This is a genomic window from Candidatus Merdisoma sp. JLR.KK006 (genome assembly GCF_036941035.1).
Lineage (GTDB): Bacteria > Bacillota > Clostridia > Lachnospirales > Lachnospiraceae > Laedolimicola.
In genome coordinates this window covers 15191-30195 of the sequence record NZ_JAYMNS010000002.1, presented here as the reverse complement: position 1 = coordinate 30195, position 15005 = coordinate 15191, and the positions used below count along the sequence as shown (strand labels likewise).

Below are 15005 nucleotides of genomic sequence, written 5' to 3'. Positions count from 1 at the left end.
ACCAAGACTGCATATGTATCTGCTTATCACAGACGCAAGGGAAACGGCCATGATTTTGGAGTCGGCTTTGCACAGATTGATTTAGACCACGTTTTCGCAGAAAGAGTGGCATAAATCCCATTCTGAAAATGTGATGTTGCGTGCGGAGGTGGAAGAAAATATAATAAGCTTACGGATAAGAATATTTTTGACAAGGAGACGAACAGATGGCACAGGGGAAATTAGGATTTGGGTTTTACAAGATAGGTGCTATAATTGGAAAGGCAAGCTACATGGAAAACCCACAAAAATACCCATAGACATCGGTGTCTGGTGCGAAAACTGCGGCATTTCTCGCTTTATGTCGTGTTTTTCGTCATCAGAAAAAGGTAGTCTGTATGTGAAAGGAGGGGAACAGGTGAATCCAAAAGAGATTGGAGCCTTTTTAAAACAACTTCGCAATGAAAAGGGAATCACACAGGAGCAGTTGGCGGAAATTTTAGGTGTTTCAGGAAGAACCGTTTCCAGATGGGAAACAGGAACCAATTTGCCTGACCTTAGTATTTTGGTGCAGATTTCTGAATACTACCATGTGGAAATCAAAGAAATTTTAAATGGAGAGAGGAAAAGCGAGAATATGGATCACGAATTAAAAGAAACATTATTAAAAGTTGCGGACTACAATGAGTTAGAAAAGAAAAGAGCCGCAAGGGCGGGAGCCCTTTCATTTAACATTATGTTTTTGGGATGTGCCTTAGTAATTGTAGTGCAGCTGCTTATGACAGGGAAGTTTTCCCTGATTATCGGAGAAACGTTGATTCTGTCTGCCGGAGGGCTGATATACATTTTCTGCGTTGTAAAAGATGGAGCGTGGAATGGAGCATTGATAAAAAGTACTCCGAAGAAAGACTTGCTCACCAGTTTGATATGCGTAGGAATATTCAGCATTGTGCTTTGCTTGATGCTAAAGAAAAATATGGCCGTTTTGCAGGCGATTGAAATGGCAGCTTGTTTTTTCGTTGCTCTTTCGATAATCTCATACTTTTTTCTTAGAGGACTTTCCTGTCTTTCGCAGAAGAAGTCTGAGAAATTGAAAGACTGAAACGTTTTGCAGGGAAAACAATATAAATATGTTGAACTGCCGGAAGAAAATAAAGTATAATCAATCGGTTTTAACTTTTAAGAAAGATACCTTTGTGATATGATTAAGAAAACAAATCAAAAGTTAAAGGAGTTAACTGCAGGATGAAGTTAAACGCAATTCATCACGTTGCGATTATTGTATCTGATATTCAGGCCGCAAAGGATTTTTATGTGAATAAGCTTGGCTTTGAGGTTGTCAGAGAAAACTATCGGGAAGAGAGAAAGGATTGGAAGCTGGATCTGAAAATTGGAGAGGGAGCGGAGGCGGTTGAACTGGAAATTTTTGCCGAATCAAATCCGCCCAAACGTATCAGCCGGCCAGAGGCCTGCGGTCTGCGTCATCTGGCATTCCATGTAGAGGATGTGGAGGCAGCCGTTGCCGAGCTGGAAAAGTGTGGAATTGAATGTGAACCGATTCGATATGACGACTATACAAATAAAAAGATGACTTTTTTCTTTGATCCGGACGGACTTCCGCTGGAATTGCATGAATAAGGTTTTTACCTTAAAGAAACAAAGTGTCTGCTTCCCATATAGGAACTAAAAGCGGATGCCCATTAGAATAACTCTCGCCGTAAGCAATTTTAATGGGCAGTCGCTGTTACAATTGGCACCAGCAATGAATGGAAATAGTTCAAAGCTGACATAAGTGTGATTTTTAAGGAGAGACAACGCAATGCCCAGACATACATTTTACAAAAAATGATGCTATCTGCTCAGGCGTATATTGTTCATGCTTTGTAATCCACCACCGCACTGTTTCGGAAAAACTGCAGACAACATGATTTAACAGGTAATCAGCCGGAACATCATAGTGCAAGTCCTTGATAAATACGGGAAATGTCTCTTCCAGATATTCTTTAAAATACCCCATAAAAATGTCACCGCTGTCGCAGGAAAAAAGTCCTTTCAGATTTTTTCCGTTATCCTGTAAATGGTATAAAATATGTGTGATTTCTTCTTGAAAGTCATGCCTTGCATGAGAAAAGTCATGGCTGCTTTCCTGTCTTAAGTCATTGGAAAATACATGCTGAAAGATGTCGGTGCACATTGCTTTCAGCAGACTGTCCTTTGTTTCAAAATGGGCATAAAAGGTACTTCTTCCTACATTTGCCTCATCTATAATCTCCTGAACGGTAATATTGCTGAATTTTTTCTTTTCAAGAAGACGGCTGAACGCCTGAAAAACAGCCTGTCTTGTTTTCTGTTGTCGTCTGTCCATAGAATCCCCGTACATTTCAATCAAAATGTTCCGTATCGCACAGAAAGAACATTTTGATTATTGATTTGTCTTTCCCAATTGTTACAATAGATATAGAACAAAGTGTTTGATAATGTATAGATTGTACAACTGTTGGAATCGGTTGTCAATAAAAAACTTGTTTTCGGGAAAGGCGGTATTACTATGATAAAACGTGTGAATGATTTTCTGGCAGGTTTGCCAATGACAATCGTGGGCGGCATTTTTCTTGTTATGAGCTTTGTATTTCCAAGAACAGGCATTGTACTGCCTGTTGATCCGGCTTGGATAACGGTAATTATCTGCGGGCTTCCTTTGCTGTACCTTGCAGTATGGAGAGGGATAGACAATAAGGGAATCCGCAGGATTTCCTCTGCCCTGCTGATAAGCATTGCCATGATTGCGGCGGTTGCCATAGGTGACCTGTTTGCGGCAGGCGAAGTTGCTTTCATAATGGAAATGGGTGCCGTTTTAGAGAATATGACAACGAACAGAGCAAAAAAGGGGTTAAAGAAATTAATTAGCCTGGCTCCCACACAGGGACGGCGGATTACGGCTGATAATTCCGGGCAGGAAGAAATGATTCCGGCGGACCAAATCCGGCAGAATGATATTCTTCGGATATTGCCGGGAGAAACGGTTCCTGTAGACGGCATCATCATTCAGGGGGAAACTTCCATTGACCAGTCTATTATGACAGGCGAATCGCTTCCGGTGGATAAAGGCATAGGGGAGGATGTATTTTGCGGAACAATCAACCGCTTTGGTTCTATTGATATAAGGGCGGTCACTGTTTTAGTTGTATTCTGCCCCTGCGCATTAGTTCTGGCCACTCCAACCGCCATTATGGCAGCCATAGGGCAGGCGGCAAAGCATGGCGTGATTATTAAATCGGGAGAGGTACTGGAAAAAATGGGAAAAGTAAATACCATTGCCTTTGATAAAACAGGTACGCTGACTTATGGAAAATTGGAAGTAAGCGATGTGCTCTCTTTTGACAGTCATATTACCGAAATGGAACTCCTTGCCCTGACAGCTTCTGCGGAAGCCAGGAGCGAACACCCGTTAGGAAAGGCGATTGTGGCTTATGCGAAAGAAAAGGGAATAGCCATAAAGGATTCGGATTTTTTTCAAATGCAGAGTGGAAAAGGCATTTGTGCAAAAGTATCCGGCAGGAAGCTGTATATCGGAAATGAAAAATATATTCGGCAATGGGGGATAATGATTCCGCCAAATGTAGAAAATGAATTGGAAAAGCTGCGTATTCAGGGAAAGGCATCGATTCTTGCTGCTGACGGCAATTCCTGTTTGGGCCTGCTTGGGCTGTCTGATGTACTAAGACCGGAAGCAAGAGAAATGGTTTCAAGGCTGTCGGATATGAACACAGACATCGTACTGCTGACAGGCGATAACAAAAAGACGGCGGCCTATTTTGCATCACAGGCAGGAATTAAAAATGTAAAGGCTGATTTGCTGCCGGAAGAAAAGGTACAAAGCATCTTTGAAATACAGGAACAGAAGAATAACGTATGCATGATAGGCGATGGCGTGAATGATGCCCCTGCACTGAAAGCTGCTGATGTAGGCGTGGCGATGGGAAGTATGGGAAGCGACATTGCCGTGGAAGCGGCAGACATTGCCCTTATGAGTGATGATATTTCCAAAATCCCTTACCTGAAAAGACTTTCCAATGCTGCGGTTGCAACCATTAAAGTAAGCATAACTTTTTCTATGTGCATCAATTTTATTGCGGTGACTTGTTCAGTCTTAGGCATTTTGAATCCGACAACAGGCGCTTTGGTGCATAATGCAGGCTCTTGCTTTGTGATTTTGATTGCTGCATTGCTCTACGACAGAAAATTTGAATAAGCCTGCAGGTGATGTGATGGTGCGCCAAATGTCCTTTTAACCGTCATCAATATGTCTTTGCGTTTAATTGATTTACACTATTTAAAAAAGGGCAGAAGTTTAGTATAATAAAAGGGCCATACAAATGTTAAAAGATTATTAAGCGATAGAATATAATAAAGTACCAAAGAAAGCAGATTCAGTTAAAGGTTACAAATAGCGATAGGAGGTTGTGATCATGTTACCAGCAGTAAAAGGAGTTATACAAGGAAATATGGTTATTATAAAAGATGATGATATAAGGGAATATGATGGAGCCGAGGTTGTTGTTACCTTATTAAATTATCCGCAAAAGAAAGTCTCAAAAGCTCCGGTAGATTGGGACAGTTTTGTTATACCAAGCGAACGGGGAAAAAACGTAGATGAATATATGAGGGAGATGCGTGAAGATGATAGACTTTAAGATTGTTTTTTTACTGATTTCTTTAGCAATTAAATGCAAAAATGCAGTAAGAGATTAATGATTGGGTACACATTCATCACTTTATCGTTCTTAATGGCATTAGAATGCAGGTAGAGTGGACCAATGAATTTATTTTGAACATGTACAAAAAGAAGAGAAGAAGGCAAATATGACATTACAGCAGTTAAAATATATGATAACCGTAGCGGAAAAGGGTTCCATCACAGAGGCGGCAAAAGAATTGTTTCTTTCACAGCCAAGCCTTTCCGGGGCCGTCAAAGAGGTGGAGAGTGAAGCGGGGATTGTCATATTTAACCGCTGCCGGTCCGGTGTGGCGCTGACGGCGGAGGGCATGGAGTTTCTGGGATATGCCCGGCAGGTGGTGCAGCAGATGGAACTTTTGGAAGCCCGGTATATAGACAACCGGCCGGAAAAGCAGAGATTCTGTGTATCTGCCCAGCATTATACATTTGCCGCAAATGCTTTTGTGGAGCTGGTCAAGCAGTTTGGACAGGAAAGATATGAGTTTATTTTGAATGAGACCCGGACTTATCAGATTATTATGGACGTCAGGAACCGTTTCAGTGATCTTGGGGTTCTCTATCTGAGCAGAGGGAATGAAAATGTGCTGTCAAAGCTTTTTGAAGATTATAATCTGAAATTTTATGAGCTGTTTACGGCGTCACCTCATGTGTTTTTGCGCAAAGGACATCCCCTGGCAAGCCGGGAGAGGATTGGGCTTAAGGATTTGGAGCCGTATCCGAGGTTGAATTTTGTACAGGGAGCGTATGAATCCTCCAATTTTGCAGAGGAGCTTTTCAGCAATGAGATTGTGGAAAAGAGCATTAAGATCAGTGACCGTGCCGCTATTGTGAACTTTATGATTGGACTGGACGGCTACACGATTTCAAGCGGTATATTCCCACGATATCTTCATGGGGATTCAATTATTTCCGTTCCCTTAGACGGGGATGAAATCATGCGGATTGGATATATCCTGAACAAAGACAGAGAGCTGTCTCGGCTGGGGGAAATCTATATAGAAGCGTTGAAACAGTATCAAAATAATTGAAGCAATTGAAGCATAGGCTCAGCCTATGATAAAGCATAAGAGATGCGTATTACCTGTTACATGGCATTTCGCAGTATAATTACAGGCGAGAGGAGCTTTCGCAGGCTTTTCGAGTTTAAGGTAATTACATTGGCGAAAGGAGGCATAGCTATGCCAGGCTATGTGATAGGTAATTTTTTTGTTTATTCCATTATCAATGCGTTTACACCGGGACCGGGGAATATTCTGGCTCTGAATACGGTCACCAATTATGGGTGGAAAAAGGGAGCACCCCTGTTTTGCGGTATTTTTTCCGGATATTATGTCGTGCAGCTGATTTGCGGGGTGTTTGTTTTTGGAGTGAGCACGCTGCTGCCAAGAGGGCTTGGCGTGATGAAATATGTGGGAGCCGGGTATATCCTCTGGCTGGCGGTTCATATTGCATTTGGGCGTCCGGATGGGGAAGATCGGGAGGGCTCGGCTTCGTTTTGGAAAGGCTTTGTGCTGCAATTTGTGAATGTGAAGATTTATCTGTTTGGGATTACGGCATTGACCGGATATATAACGAATTACAGTACCTCCCTGCCTGTGCTGATCTTTTTTGAGCTTGTGATAGCAACCATTGGGACGATTGCCACTTCGGCATGGATTGGTGTGGGGCTGGCGATCCGGAGGGTGTATATGCGGTATTATCGTGTGATTAATATTCTTCTTGGGGCTGCTTTATTGGAATGTGTATATGGTATATTGAAATAAATATCTGCCGATATGATGAGGAATATGACAATTTTTATCTTGACAGCCTTTCCTGTTACTGTTAAGATATAGCTGTATTCGATGAGAGTTACTCTTTAGAGGCTTCACCAGCGATGCATGTGTAAAGAAAGCAATGTTGCGAGTATTTTTATGCTAAGGGTGATAATCTAAGGAGTTTTTTATTTTATCATCCTTTCAAAAGGAGGGTAAAACAGGCTTTGGGTATTTTTACGAAGAAAAAGGAAGTAGAATTATTTGCGCCGGTGACAGGAAGAATGATTGAATTATCACAGGTGCCGGATCAAGTATTTGCATCAAAAATGATGGGTGACGGAGTTGCATTTGAACTGGAGGAGGGCTTGGTCTGCACGCCATGTGACGGCCGGATTACAACGATTTTCCCTACGCTCCATGCCTTTGGCATGACCCTGGAGAACGGGGCGGAGCTGTTGATTCATATAGGATTGGACACGGTGGAGCTTGAGGGAAACGGGTTTAAGAAGCTGGCCGAAGAGGGGAAAAAAGTAAAGGCCGGAACACCTGTGATTGAAGTGGATTTGAGCTACATGAAAGAGAATAACGTTGTTACCGTAACTCCTATGGTAATTACGAACAGTTCGGACTATCACATCGTAATTGAAGCTGTTTCGGCAGTCGCAGGAACCAGAGACAGGGTTATGATATGTGAGAAAGCTTAGAGAAAAGTAAAGGACAGATGAAAGTAATAAAAAAGATCAATAACAACGCAGCAATATGCCTGGATGATAACAACAGTGAGCTTGTTGCCATTGGGACGGGGATTGGATTTCCTGCAGTACCTTATGAGCTGAAAGATCTGAGTGTAGTTCAGAGAACCTATTATGATATCAACAGCATGTATTATGAACTGTTAAATGTGCTTCCGGAAGAGATTCTGGAGGTATCCACGAAGATTGTGGATACTTTCAGAATGAGGATGGACGGCAGCATTAGTTCCAATTTGATATTTACGCTGGCGGATCATATTCATTTTGCAGTTGAACGGTTGAACCGCAATATTAAAATTGATACCCTGTTAAAGTACGACATTCCCCATTTTTATGAGAAAGAATATGAGATGGGCCGGGAAGCGGTGAAGATTATCAATCGGGAGCTGAAGGTAAGGCTTCCGAAAGAGGAGGCCGGAAATATCGCCCTGCATCTGGTGAATGCGGGGGCCGTGGCAGAAAATGAAAAGTCTCAGGGATATGTGGACGGCGTGATTCATGACATCCGTGAGATTATCAGCAAAGCATTTGATATCTATATTGATAAGGATACCTTTAACTTTTCCAGATTTGTCAGCCATATTCAATATATGCTGAAGAGGGAGGAAAAAGGAGCGCCTGTTTCAAGCGAGAATTGGAAGCTTTTTGAGGCCATAAGGGATGAATACCCGAAGACCTATCAGTGTGCATTGAAAATTAAAGAATATTTAGGCAATGAGCTGGCATGTGATTTAAATGAGGAAGAGCTGTTATATCTGATTCTTCATATCAACAGGCTCTGCGCACGAGAGGATTGTTATCGAAAGAGCATCACCCCTGCGGAAAATGAAAACCCATAGAAAAGGGCTTTGTGCATTTTTGCAGGGGTTTTTTCTGTCAAAAGCATGCAAAAATTTGTTACTTGTAATCTATAAAAAGGAAAAGAGGAAGCGATTATGGCTAAAAAATCGAAATATGATAATTTAGTGAATTCAGTTGTGGGGCTCGTAGGAGATAAAGGCAATATCGTAGGTTTTACGCACTGTGTTACCAGGCTGCGCTTTAATGTGAAAGACAAAAGCAAGGTAAAGGTTGAAGAAATCGAAAAGTTGGAAGGCGTAGTTGGCAGCCAGTGGTCCGGCGAACAGTTTCAGATTATTATCGGACAGTCTGTTGGTGATGTATATAAAATGATCTGCGACAGAGAGGGATTTGCCAAGAAGGGTGAAGTCAGTGACGCAGAAGATTCGCCCAAGAAAAAATTGGGAATCGGCTTATTGTTTGAAAGCATTGCAGGATGTATGATTCCCTTATTGCCAATGTTCATTGGCGTAGGTATGACAAAAGTTTTACTGATTATTCTGTCTCAGACAGGTTTATTAGGTGTGGAATCATCTACATACCAGTTTTTAACTTTTGCATCCGATGCGGGATTTTACTTCCTGCCGGTTTTTGCGGGTATGTCATCAGCCAAAAAGTTCGAAGCTAATCCGGCATTAGGTATGCTGCTGGGCGCAATGCTGATTCATCCGACGTTCGTTAATCTTGTTGCGGAGGGAACGCCTGCGGTCTTATTTGGAATCACCGTATATCCGGCAACCTATACAAGTACGATTTTTCCCATTATCGTAACGGTTTATATTATGGCAAAGGTTGAAAAATTGTTAAAAAAGTATATTCCGGAGCTGCTGCGTTCTTTTGCGGTCCCTCTATTAACAATTTTAATTATGATACCAGTCATGTTCTTTGTGACTGCTCCCATCGGATCATTTTTAGGAACCTATTTAGCGGTTGCAATTCAGTGGATTAATGATGTTTTAGGTCCGATTGGAATCGCCATATTAACAGCCATTTTCCCATTCCTGGTATTAACCGGAATGCATACGGCGCTGATTCCTTACGGCTTGCAGGCATATACAACTCTTGGATATATGCCGAATGCAATTTGCACATTAGCATCTAATATTAATCAGGGTGCGGCAACGGCTGCAGTTGCTGTTAAAACAAAAGATAAAAAATTAAGAGAGCTTGCATTATCCTGTACAACGACTGCTGTTCTGGCCGGTGTAACGGAGCCTGCAATGTTCGGTGTGAATCTGCGTTATAAAAAACCGATGATTGGCGTGGTTGCAGGAAGCTTTGTGGGCGGTCTGTTTGCAGGATTCTTTCATGTAAATGCATATTCATTCGGAACAACGTCCGGGCTGTTTTCTTTCCCGGGGTATATGGGAGCGCAGGGTGTCAGCAATGTGGTATTTGCCGTTTTGTCATGTGTGATAGGATTTGCCGTGACCTTTGTTGTAACTTACATTTTGTATAAAGATGAGGCTGAGGGGTAAAGGATGAAGTTTTGTGAAAATTTTTTTTGGGGCGGCGCTACGGCGGCGGTTCAGTGTGAGGGAGCATGGGATGCAGACGGACGTGGAATGACACGTATGGATGTGACGACAGGCGGAACGGTTCATTCGCCACGCATGGTAACTTATGTGGATCGGGACGGGAACAGGCAAAAAGCGCCCATCAGAGGATTTAGGCTGCCGGAAGGGGCGCATTACGCAGTTTTTGAGGATGAGTTTTATCCAAGTCATGAGGGCATTGACTTTTATCATCATTATAAGGAAGATATCGCTTTGCTCAAGGAAATGGGCTTTAAAATGTTCCGGTTATCCGTTTCCTGGTCAAGAATTTATCCTACAGGCGAAGAGGATAAACCGAATCAGGCCGGATTGGACTTCTACCGCAATGTGTTTTTGGAGCTTAAGAAAAACGGTATAGAGCCATTGGTGTCCATCTGGCATTTTGATACGCCCCTTGCCCTGGAAGAAAAATATGGCGACTGGACGGACAGAAGATACATTGATCTGTATGTAAAATATGCCCGTACTCTTTTTATGGAGTATAAAGGCCTGGTCAAATACTGGCTTACTTTTAATGAAATCAATAATACCATCAATCTTCTGCCAGAGGATGCCCCCGATGAAGTGTACCAGGAGGCTTATCAGCACCTCCATTACAAATTTGTGGCAAGCGCAAAAGCTGTAAAGGCAGGTCATGAAATTGATCCGGAAAATAAGATTGGATGTATGATTTGCGGCATTACCTACTATCCGGGCACCTGTGATCCCAAAGACATTCTGTTTCATCATTCAAAATGGGAAAAAGGAATTTTCTATTGCGGAGACGTACAGTGTAAAGGAAAGTATCCAACCTATACGAAACGGTTATGGGATGAGCACCATGTTAATCCTGATATTACAAAAGAAGATATGGAAGCTTTGCAAAAGGGAACGGTTGACATGTATACATTTTCGTATTATATGTCGCAGGCGGTTACGACACATCAGAATGATGATATTGTTTCCGGAAACATGTCTTCTGGGGTACGCAATCAATATCTAACATATTCGGATTGGGGCTGGGCGTTAGATCCGGACGGTTTGCAGTATTATTTAGAGCTTATGTATGACCGGTATGAGCTTCCGATGATGGTCGTGGAGAATGGGTTAGGTGCCGTTGATGCTTTGGAAGAGGACGGCAGCATTCATGATTCCTATCGGATTGATTATTGCAGAGAACATATCAAAGCAATGGGGAAAGCTGTTCAAAACGGTGTTAATCTGATTGGATACACTGCATGGGGCTGTATTGATTTGGTCTCTGCAAGTACGGGGGAAATGAAAAAACGATATGGCTTTATTTATGTTGATAAGCAGGATGATGGAACCGGAACGCTGGAACGGATGAGAAAGGATTCTTTTTATTGGTATAAAAAGGTTATAGAAAGTAATGGGGAGGATTTAGAATAATCTGCAGAAATGCTTTTTGATTTTTAAACTCCAACAAGGGGGCTGTCGGGAAATAAGACATCAGCCATTTCTATACCCTGTGTTCGGACGGTTTGTGTACATTCTGTCTGCTCTGTACGGACATTAAAAAGCAATATCCGTACAGAGCAGACAGTCTGTACACAAACAGCCGGACACTGGGTATCAGAAAAGTCTTCTGTCTTATTTCCCGACAGCCCCCTTTGCTGGTATTTGCAAATCTGCTAGATACAAACATTTTTCATTCCTATATTGACAATATTTCGAATTCGTATTATAATATAATCCGAAATCGAATTATTAATTTGGAGGAAGACAATGAGCGAGACACGAGAGGCTGTTCGGAGGCTTGCGATTGCAATCAGTAATTTTGAAAAAATCTATATTGCCAATACGCCGAAGATCGGCAGGCAGTCATCGGAATTATGGCTTATGTATGCCCTTAATGACGGAAAAGCGCATTCGCAGAAACAGATTTGCGAGGAATGGGGATTTCCACGCACTACGCTGAATACGGTTACTAAAAAGTGTGAAACTGCCGGCTATCTGACATTGACCCTCATTCCCGGAAAACGGCGTGAGATGCAGATATGCCTTACGGAAACTGGGAAGAATTATGCAAATCAGATATTAGACACCGTATACCGTGCGGAGGATAGGGCAATGGAAAAAATACTTGAAAAGTATTCTGCGGATTTTATTGATGTTTTGGGGGATTTTGTAAAATGCCTGGAAGCTTCATTTGAGCAGGAATCAAGACAGCAGGAGGGGATTTGATTGGAAAATCAAGAGTGGGTATTATGTCCGGTATGCAAAAATAAGACACGGATAAGAATCCGGGAAGATATCATGCTTTCCCGTTTCCCTTTGTTTTGTCCGAAGTGCAGGCAGGAAACTTTAATCAATGTGGAACAGTTGAAAATATCAATTATCAAAGAGCCGGACGCAAAGACGCAGATGCCCGTGTTATAATAGGGACAAGTTAGAAGAACCCAATAAAATCAAGGGGTTGCACTAACTTGTCCCCTTATTTTTTTGCCCTTAAAAGGGCAAACGGAATCACCGCATTTCTGGTCTCCGTCTGGGAGCCGTACATATATTGCTGGCCAGCAGTATGAAAGTCTGATAGCGATTAAAGCAACCATACCATCCGATGATGATGGATTTGAAGGTCCGAAGTCCTTATAAATGCTGACGGGTTGCAACGGGGGCGTTGTAATGATAGTTGACAGGTTTCGGCCGGGTTTAATGTGAACCGGGCGCCATGGGAGGGTTAAACCTGTGTTTCTGTACCATGGGTATAAATGGGATTTAGCTACGGAAAGCCGGGGAACTTACAGCGCCCATATTGTTGTGATATTTTTATAGATTAGCTTATCGTTTCGTTCGGAAACAAATATTTCTTTTTTACAGGGAAAGGCACAGGCCGGTGCGCCTGGGAGCGGTTCCTGTAAAATCCCAAAAGGAAGTTCAGTAACATAGGATCAGTGGCAGATACGGTCTGCGGACCGGTGAAAGGATAGGGAACAGATGAAGAAGGATGTCAGAAAATTTAAAGTATATGAGCAGAGCGGGCATAATTATAAGCCGACGCCGACAATCACATTAAAGGGGCTTTGGCTGGAAGAACTGGGCTTTGGGGCAGGGACGCTCCTGACAGTCCGGTGTGAGGAAGGGAAGCTGGTCATTGTTCCGAGGGAGTCAGCGGATTATATTGATGCGTTTGAGGAAATGCAGTTAAGCATGGTGGCAGAGAGGAAAGTGAGGTTTTGATATATGGGAAAGATTTATATGATCGGTTCGCAAAAAGGGGGTACGGCGAAGACAACAACTACGTTCAATCTGGCGTACTGCCTGCGGAAGATGGGGAAGAGGGTTCTGGCTGTTGATTTTGACAGCCAGGCAAATTTGACAACATGCTTCGGCGTGGAGGATACGGGGGTTTTGGATGATACTATCGGGCATCTGATGATGGCGCAGATTGAGGATGAGAAGATGCCGTCCCCGAAGAAGTACATACGAACGAAAGACGGGGTGGATTACATCCCATCTTCCATCTATCTGTCGGTGGTGGATGCCAAGTTGAGGCTGGAAATGGGAGCGGAGAAGATGCTGTCAGGGATACTGGAACCGCTGCGGGAGAAGTATGATTATATTCTGCTGGACACATGCCCGTCCTTAGGGACTCTTACAATAAATGCTCTGGCGGCTGCCGATGAGGTCATTATCACGGTGAATCCCCAGCTTCTGGCTATGATGGGGATGCAGGATTTTCTACGGACGGTGGTGAAGATCAGGAAGCGTATCAATCCGAAGCTGGGCATTGCGGGCATTCTGATGACCATGTGTGAGTCCAGGACGAAACTGTGTAAAGTATTGACGGAGGAAGTGATGGAGAGCTTCCAGGAGCAGATACGGGTGTTTGACACCAAAATTCCGAATACGGTGAAAGTGGGGGAGAGCATTTATTACAGCCTGCCGGTGGTGCAGTACAGCCCGAAGGCAAGCGCGGGAGTGGCTTACAGGAAGTTTGCAAAGGAGTTGATTTCATATGAAGGCTAACGGGACAAAGAGAAAGATTTTCAATGACGCAGTGGATCTGCTGTCCGGGGCGGAAGAGGTATCCGCCCCGGAGAACGGGATAAGGATGCTGCCCATTGACAGTATCCGCCTGTTCCGGAAGCATCCTTTCCGGCTGTATGAGGGGGAGCGTCTGGATGATATGGTGGAGAGTATCAGGGAGCATGGGATTCTGAATCCGGTGATTGTGTGGAAGGTTGGAGACAATTATGAAATGCTTGCCGGACATAACCGGCAGATGGCGGGGAAGCTTGCCGGGCTGACGGAGATTCCGGCTATTGTGAAAACAGATCTGACGGAAGAGGAAGCCTATGTGTATGTGATAGAGACCAACGTGATACAGAGGGGATTTGCGGAGCTTCTGCCGTCCGAGAAGGCGGCGGTGCTGGCGGAGCGGTATGAGAAGGTCAGCAATCAGGGGAAACGGAATGATATCCTTGAAGAAATTGCAAGGCTGAACGGTTCGGACATGCCGGAGACTTGTGGACATGATGTCCACAAGTTGAAGAGCCGGGATGCCATCGGAGAAGAGTATGGGATGACCGGGAGGAACATTGCCAGGTATATGAGAGTCCAGCAGTTGGAAGAACCCTTGAGGGAACGGCTGGATGACGGGACGCTCCCATTGGTGGCGGCGGTGGATTTATCTTATCTGTCCGATAAGGAGCAGAAAACGGTGTCCGGGCTTGCGGAGCAAGGGAAGATAAAACTGGATGTGAAGACTGCAAAGTGTATCCGGGATATGGCCGGGAATGTGACGGAAAAGAAAGTGCTGGAAACACTGAACAGTGGGAAAGGGAAAAAGAGTGTTGCCGGGAAGAGCATCAGGCTGTCGGTGGATGTGTATGAGAAGTATTTTTCTGGTGTGAAATCTGCGGAAGTGGCAGGGATTGTGGAGGAGGCGCTGGCGGCATGGTTCGAGAAGGGAGGGGAGGCTGATGTTCCGGACGGAAGAGATCGAGAAGCTGGATAAGTCCTATTTTAACATTATCCTGGCGGAGAATTATGATGTGACGATTCAGTCTAAGAATACTGGGCATATCTGGTATATCCATAACCTGGAGCATCCGGGTAAGGGGGAGTGTATTATCTTCCATAAACATAAGGCATCCCATCCGTATCATCAGCATGGCAGAGCCAGGAATCTGCGACAAGCGGTGAAGAGTATCAAGGGGCATGATATGTTCCAGATGAATGGGAGAAGAAACTTTTGACGGATATCCGAAGTAGTATATTGCTTACCAATAGAAGATGAAAACAATGCAAGATATAGGGTGATTTGATAGAAAAACTCTATATCTTGTTTATGTTTATTTGGTAGTATTATGATTTTCAACATAAAAATGAACTTGCATATGCTTCTTTTTAAGCTATAATAAATATATACATCTTTAAC

The 15005-nt window shown here is 43.5% G+C and carries 17 protein-coding genes; 16 read left to right on the top strand and 1 reads right to left on the bottom strand.

Features of this window, described 5'->3' with window-relative positions; translation table 11 throughout:
- Window positions 1-397: 397 nt before the first annotated feature.
- Complete coding sequence (locus VSQ61_RS01810; RefSeq protein WP_334342720.1) at window positions 398-1081, top strand: helix-turn-helix domain-containing protein; 684 nt, start codon at window positions 398-400, stop codon at window positions 1079-1081.
- Between the two features lie 143 nt (window positions 1082-1224).
- Window positions 1225-1617, top strand: coding sequence for an SMU1112c/YaeR family gloxylase I-like metalloprotein (gene gloA2 / locus VSQ61_RS01805; protein WP_334342719.1), 393 nt, complete (start codon window positions 1225-1227; stop codon window positions 1615-1617).
- A gap of 163 nt (window positions 1618-1780) precedes the next feature.
- Here gloA2 and VSQ61_RS01800 read toward each other — a convergent pair whose 3' ends face one another.
- Window positions 1781-2344, bottom strand: a complete 564-nt coding sequence (locus VSQ61_RS01800; protein ID WP_334342718.1) for a TetR/AcrR family transcriptional regulator — start codon at window positions 2342-2344, stop codon at window positions 1781-1783.
- Between the two features lie 183 nt (window positions 2345-2527).
- Here VSQ61_RS01800 and VSQ61_RS01795 point away from each other — a divergent pair, with 183 nt between their 5' ends.
- The 14 genes from VSQ61_RS01795 (at window position 2528) to VSQ61_RS01730 (ending at window position 14823) form a co-directional block, all read left to right on the top strand.
- Window positions 2528-4231: a heavy metal translocating P-type ATPase gene (locus VSQ61_RS01795; RefSeq protein ID WP_334342717.1), complete on the top strand. Its 1704-nt coding sequence runs from the start codon at window positions 2528-2530 to the stop codon at window positions 4229-4231.
- A 217-nt stretch (window positions 4232-4448) separates the two neighbouring features.
- The gene (locus tag VSQ61_RS01790; RefSeq protein ID WP_334342716.1) at window positions 4449-4673 is read left to right on the top strand and encodes a hypothetical protein; all 225 of its coding nucleotides are present in this window, start codon (window positions 4449-4451) and stop codon (window positions 4671-4673) included.
- A 169-nt stretch (window positions 4674-4842) separates the two neighbouring features.
- Window positions 4843-5745: a LysR family transcriptional regulator gene (locus tag VSQ61_RS01785; RefSeq protein WP_334342715.1), complete on the top strand. Its 903-nt coding sequence runs from the start codon at window positions 4843-4845 to the stop codon at window positions 5743-5745.
- Window positions 5746-5895: 150 nt separating this feature from the next.
- Window positions 5896-6480 (top strand): LysE family transporter, encoded by a 585-nt coding sequence (locus VSQ61_RS01780; RefSeq protein ID WP_334342714.1) that lies wholly within the window; start codon window positions 5896-5898, stop codon window positions 6478-6480.
- Window positions 6481-6698: 218 nt separating this feature from the next.
- Entirely contained in the window at window positions 6699-7178 is a 480-nt protein-coding gene (locus VSQ61_RS01775) for a PTS sugar transporter subunit IIA (RefSeq protein ID WP_334342713.1), read from the top strand.
- Window positions 7179-7195: 17 nt separating this feature from the next.
- On the top strand, window positions 7196-8065 hold the full coding sequence (locus VSQ61_RS01770; protein WP_334342712.1) for a PRD domain-containing protein: 870 nt from the start codon (window positions 7196-7198) through the stop codon (window positions 8063-8065).
- A gap of 96 nt (window positions 8066-8161) precedes the next feature.
- The gene (locus VSQ61_RS01765) at window positions 8162-9544 is read left to right on the top strand and encodes a PTS transporter subunit EIIC (RefSeq protein WP_334342711.1); all 1383 of its coding nucleotides are present in this window, start codon (window positions 8162-8164) and stop codon (window positions 9542-9544) included.
- A 3-nt stretch (window positions 9545-9547) separates the two neighbouring features.
- Window positions 9548-11011, top strand: a complete 1464-nt coding sequence (locus VSQ61_RS01760; RefSeq protein ID WP_334342710.1) for a family 1 glycosylhydrolase — start codon at window positions 9548-9550, stop codon at window positions 11009-11011.
- Between the two features lie 336 nt (window positions 11012-11347).
- Entirely contained in the window at window positions 11348-11806 is a 459-nt protein-coding gene (locus VSQ61_RS01755) for a MarR family winged helix-turn-helix transcriptional regulator (RefSeq protein ID WP_334342709.1), read from the top strand.
- Window positions 11807-12001: a cysteine-rich KTR domain-containing protein gene (locus VSQ61_RS01750; protein ID WP_334342708.1), complete on the top strand. Its 195-nt coding sequence runs from the start codon at window positions 11807-11809 to the stop codon at window positions 11999-12001. It begins immediately after the preceding gene.
- Window positions 12002-12559: 558 nt separating this feature from the next.
- Window positions 12560-12802 (top strand): SymE family type I addiction module toxin, encoded by a 243-nt coding sequence (locus VSQ61_RS01745; RefSeq protein ID WP_160228517.1) that lies wholly within the window; start codon window positions 12560-12562, stop codon window positions 12800-12802.
- Between the two features lie 3 nt (window positions 12803-12805).
- On the top strand, window positions 12806-13591 hold the full coding sequence (locus VSQ61_RS01740) for a ParA family protein (RefSeq protein WP_334342707.1): 786 nt from the start codon (window positions 12806-12808) through the stop codon (window positions 13589-13591).
- On the top strand, window positions 13581-14582 hold the full coding sequence (locus VSQ61_RS01735) for a ParB N-terminal domain-containing protein (RefSeq protein WP_334342706.1): 1002 nt from the start codon (window positions 13581-13583) through the stop codon (window positions 14580-14582). Before VSQ61_RS01740 ends, VSQ61_RS01735 begins: the two co-directional genes overlap by 11 nt.
- The gene (locus VSQ61_RS01730; protein ID WP_334342705.1) at window positions 14548-14823 is read left to right on the top strand and encodes a hypothetical protein; all 276 of its coding nucleotides are present in this window, start codon (window positions 14548-14550) and stop codon (window positions 14821-14823) included. Before VSQ61_RS01735 ends, VSQ61_RS01730 begins: the two co-directional genes overlap by 35 nt.
- Window positions 14824-15005: the final 182 nt, after the last annotated feature.

What these genes read in the sequence shown, in the direction of transcription:
- VSQ61_RS01785 (WP_334342715.1), top strand. Translation starts at nt 4,843, where the DNA reads ATGACATTACAGCAGTTAAAATATATGATAACCGTAGCGGAAAAGGGT.
- VSQ61_RS01770 (WP_334342712.1), top strand. Translation starts at nt 7,196, where the DNA reads ATGAAAGTAATAAAAAAGATCAATAACAACGCAGCAATATGCCTGGAT.
- VSQ61_RS01765 (WP_334342711.1), top strand. Translation starts at nt 8,162, where the DNA reads ATGGCTAAAAAATCGAAATATGATAATTTAGTGAATTCAGTTGTGGGG.
- VSQ61_RS01735 (WP_334342706.1), top strand. Translation starts at nt 13,581, where the DNA reads ATGAAGGCTAACGGGACAAAGAGAAAGATTTTCAATGACGCAGTGGAT.
- VSQ61_RS01730 (WP_334342705.1), top strand. Translation starts at nt 14,548, where the DNA reads ATGTTCCGGACGGAAGAGATCGAGAAGCTGGATAAGTCCTATTTTAAC.
- VSQ61_RS01755 (WP_334342709.1), top strand. Translation starts at nt 11,348, where the DNA reads ATGAGCGAGACACGAGAGGCTGTTCGGAGGCTTGCGATTGCAATCAGT.
- VSQ61_RS01790 (WP_334342716.1), top strand. Translation starts at nt 4,449, where the DNA reads ATGTTACCAGCAGTAAAAGGAGTTATACAAGGAAATATGGTTATTATA.
- VSQ61_RS01740 (WP_334342707.1), top strand. Translation starts at nt 12,806, where the DNA reads ATGGGAAAGATTTATATGATCGGTTCGCAAAAAGGGGGTACGGCGAAG.
- gloA2 (WP_334342719.1), top strand. Translation starts at nt 1,225, where the DNA reads ATGAAGTTAAACGCAATTCATCACGTTGCGATTATTGTATCTGATATT.
- VSQ61_RS01795 (WP_334342717.1), top strand. Translation starts at nt 2,528, where the DNA reads ATGATAAAACGTGTGAATGATTTTCTGGCAGGTTTGCCAATGACAATC.
- VSQ61_RS01780 (WP_334342714.1), top strand. Translation starts at nt 5,896, where the DNA reads ATGCCAGGCTATGTGATAGGTAATTTTTTTGTTTATTCCATTATCAAT.
- VSQ61_RS01745 (WP_160228517.1), top strand. Translation starts at nt 12,560, where the DNA reads ATGAAGAAGGATGTCAGAAAATTTAAAGTATATGAGCAGAGCGGGCAT.
- VSQ61_RS01760 (WP_334342710.1), top strand. Translation starts at nt 9,548, where the DNA reads ATGAAGTTTTGTGAAAATTTTTTTTGGGGCGGCGCTACGGCGGCGGTT.
- VSQ61_RS01800 (WP_334342718.1), bottom strand. Translation starts at nt 2,344, where the DNA reads ATGGACAGACGACAACAGAAAACAAGACAGGCTGTTTTTCAGGCGTTC.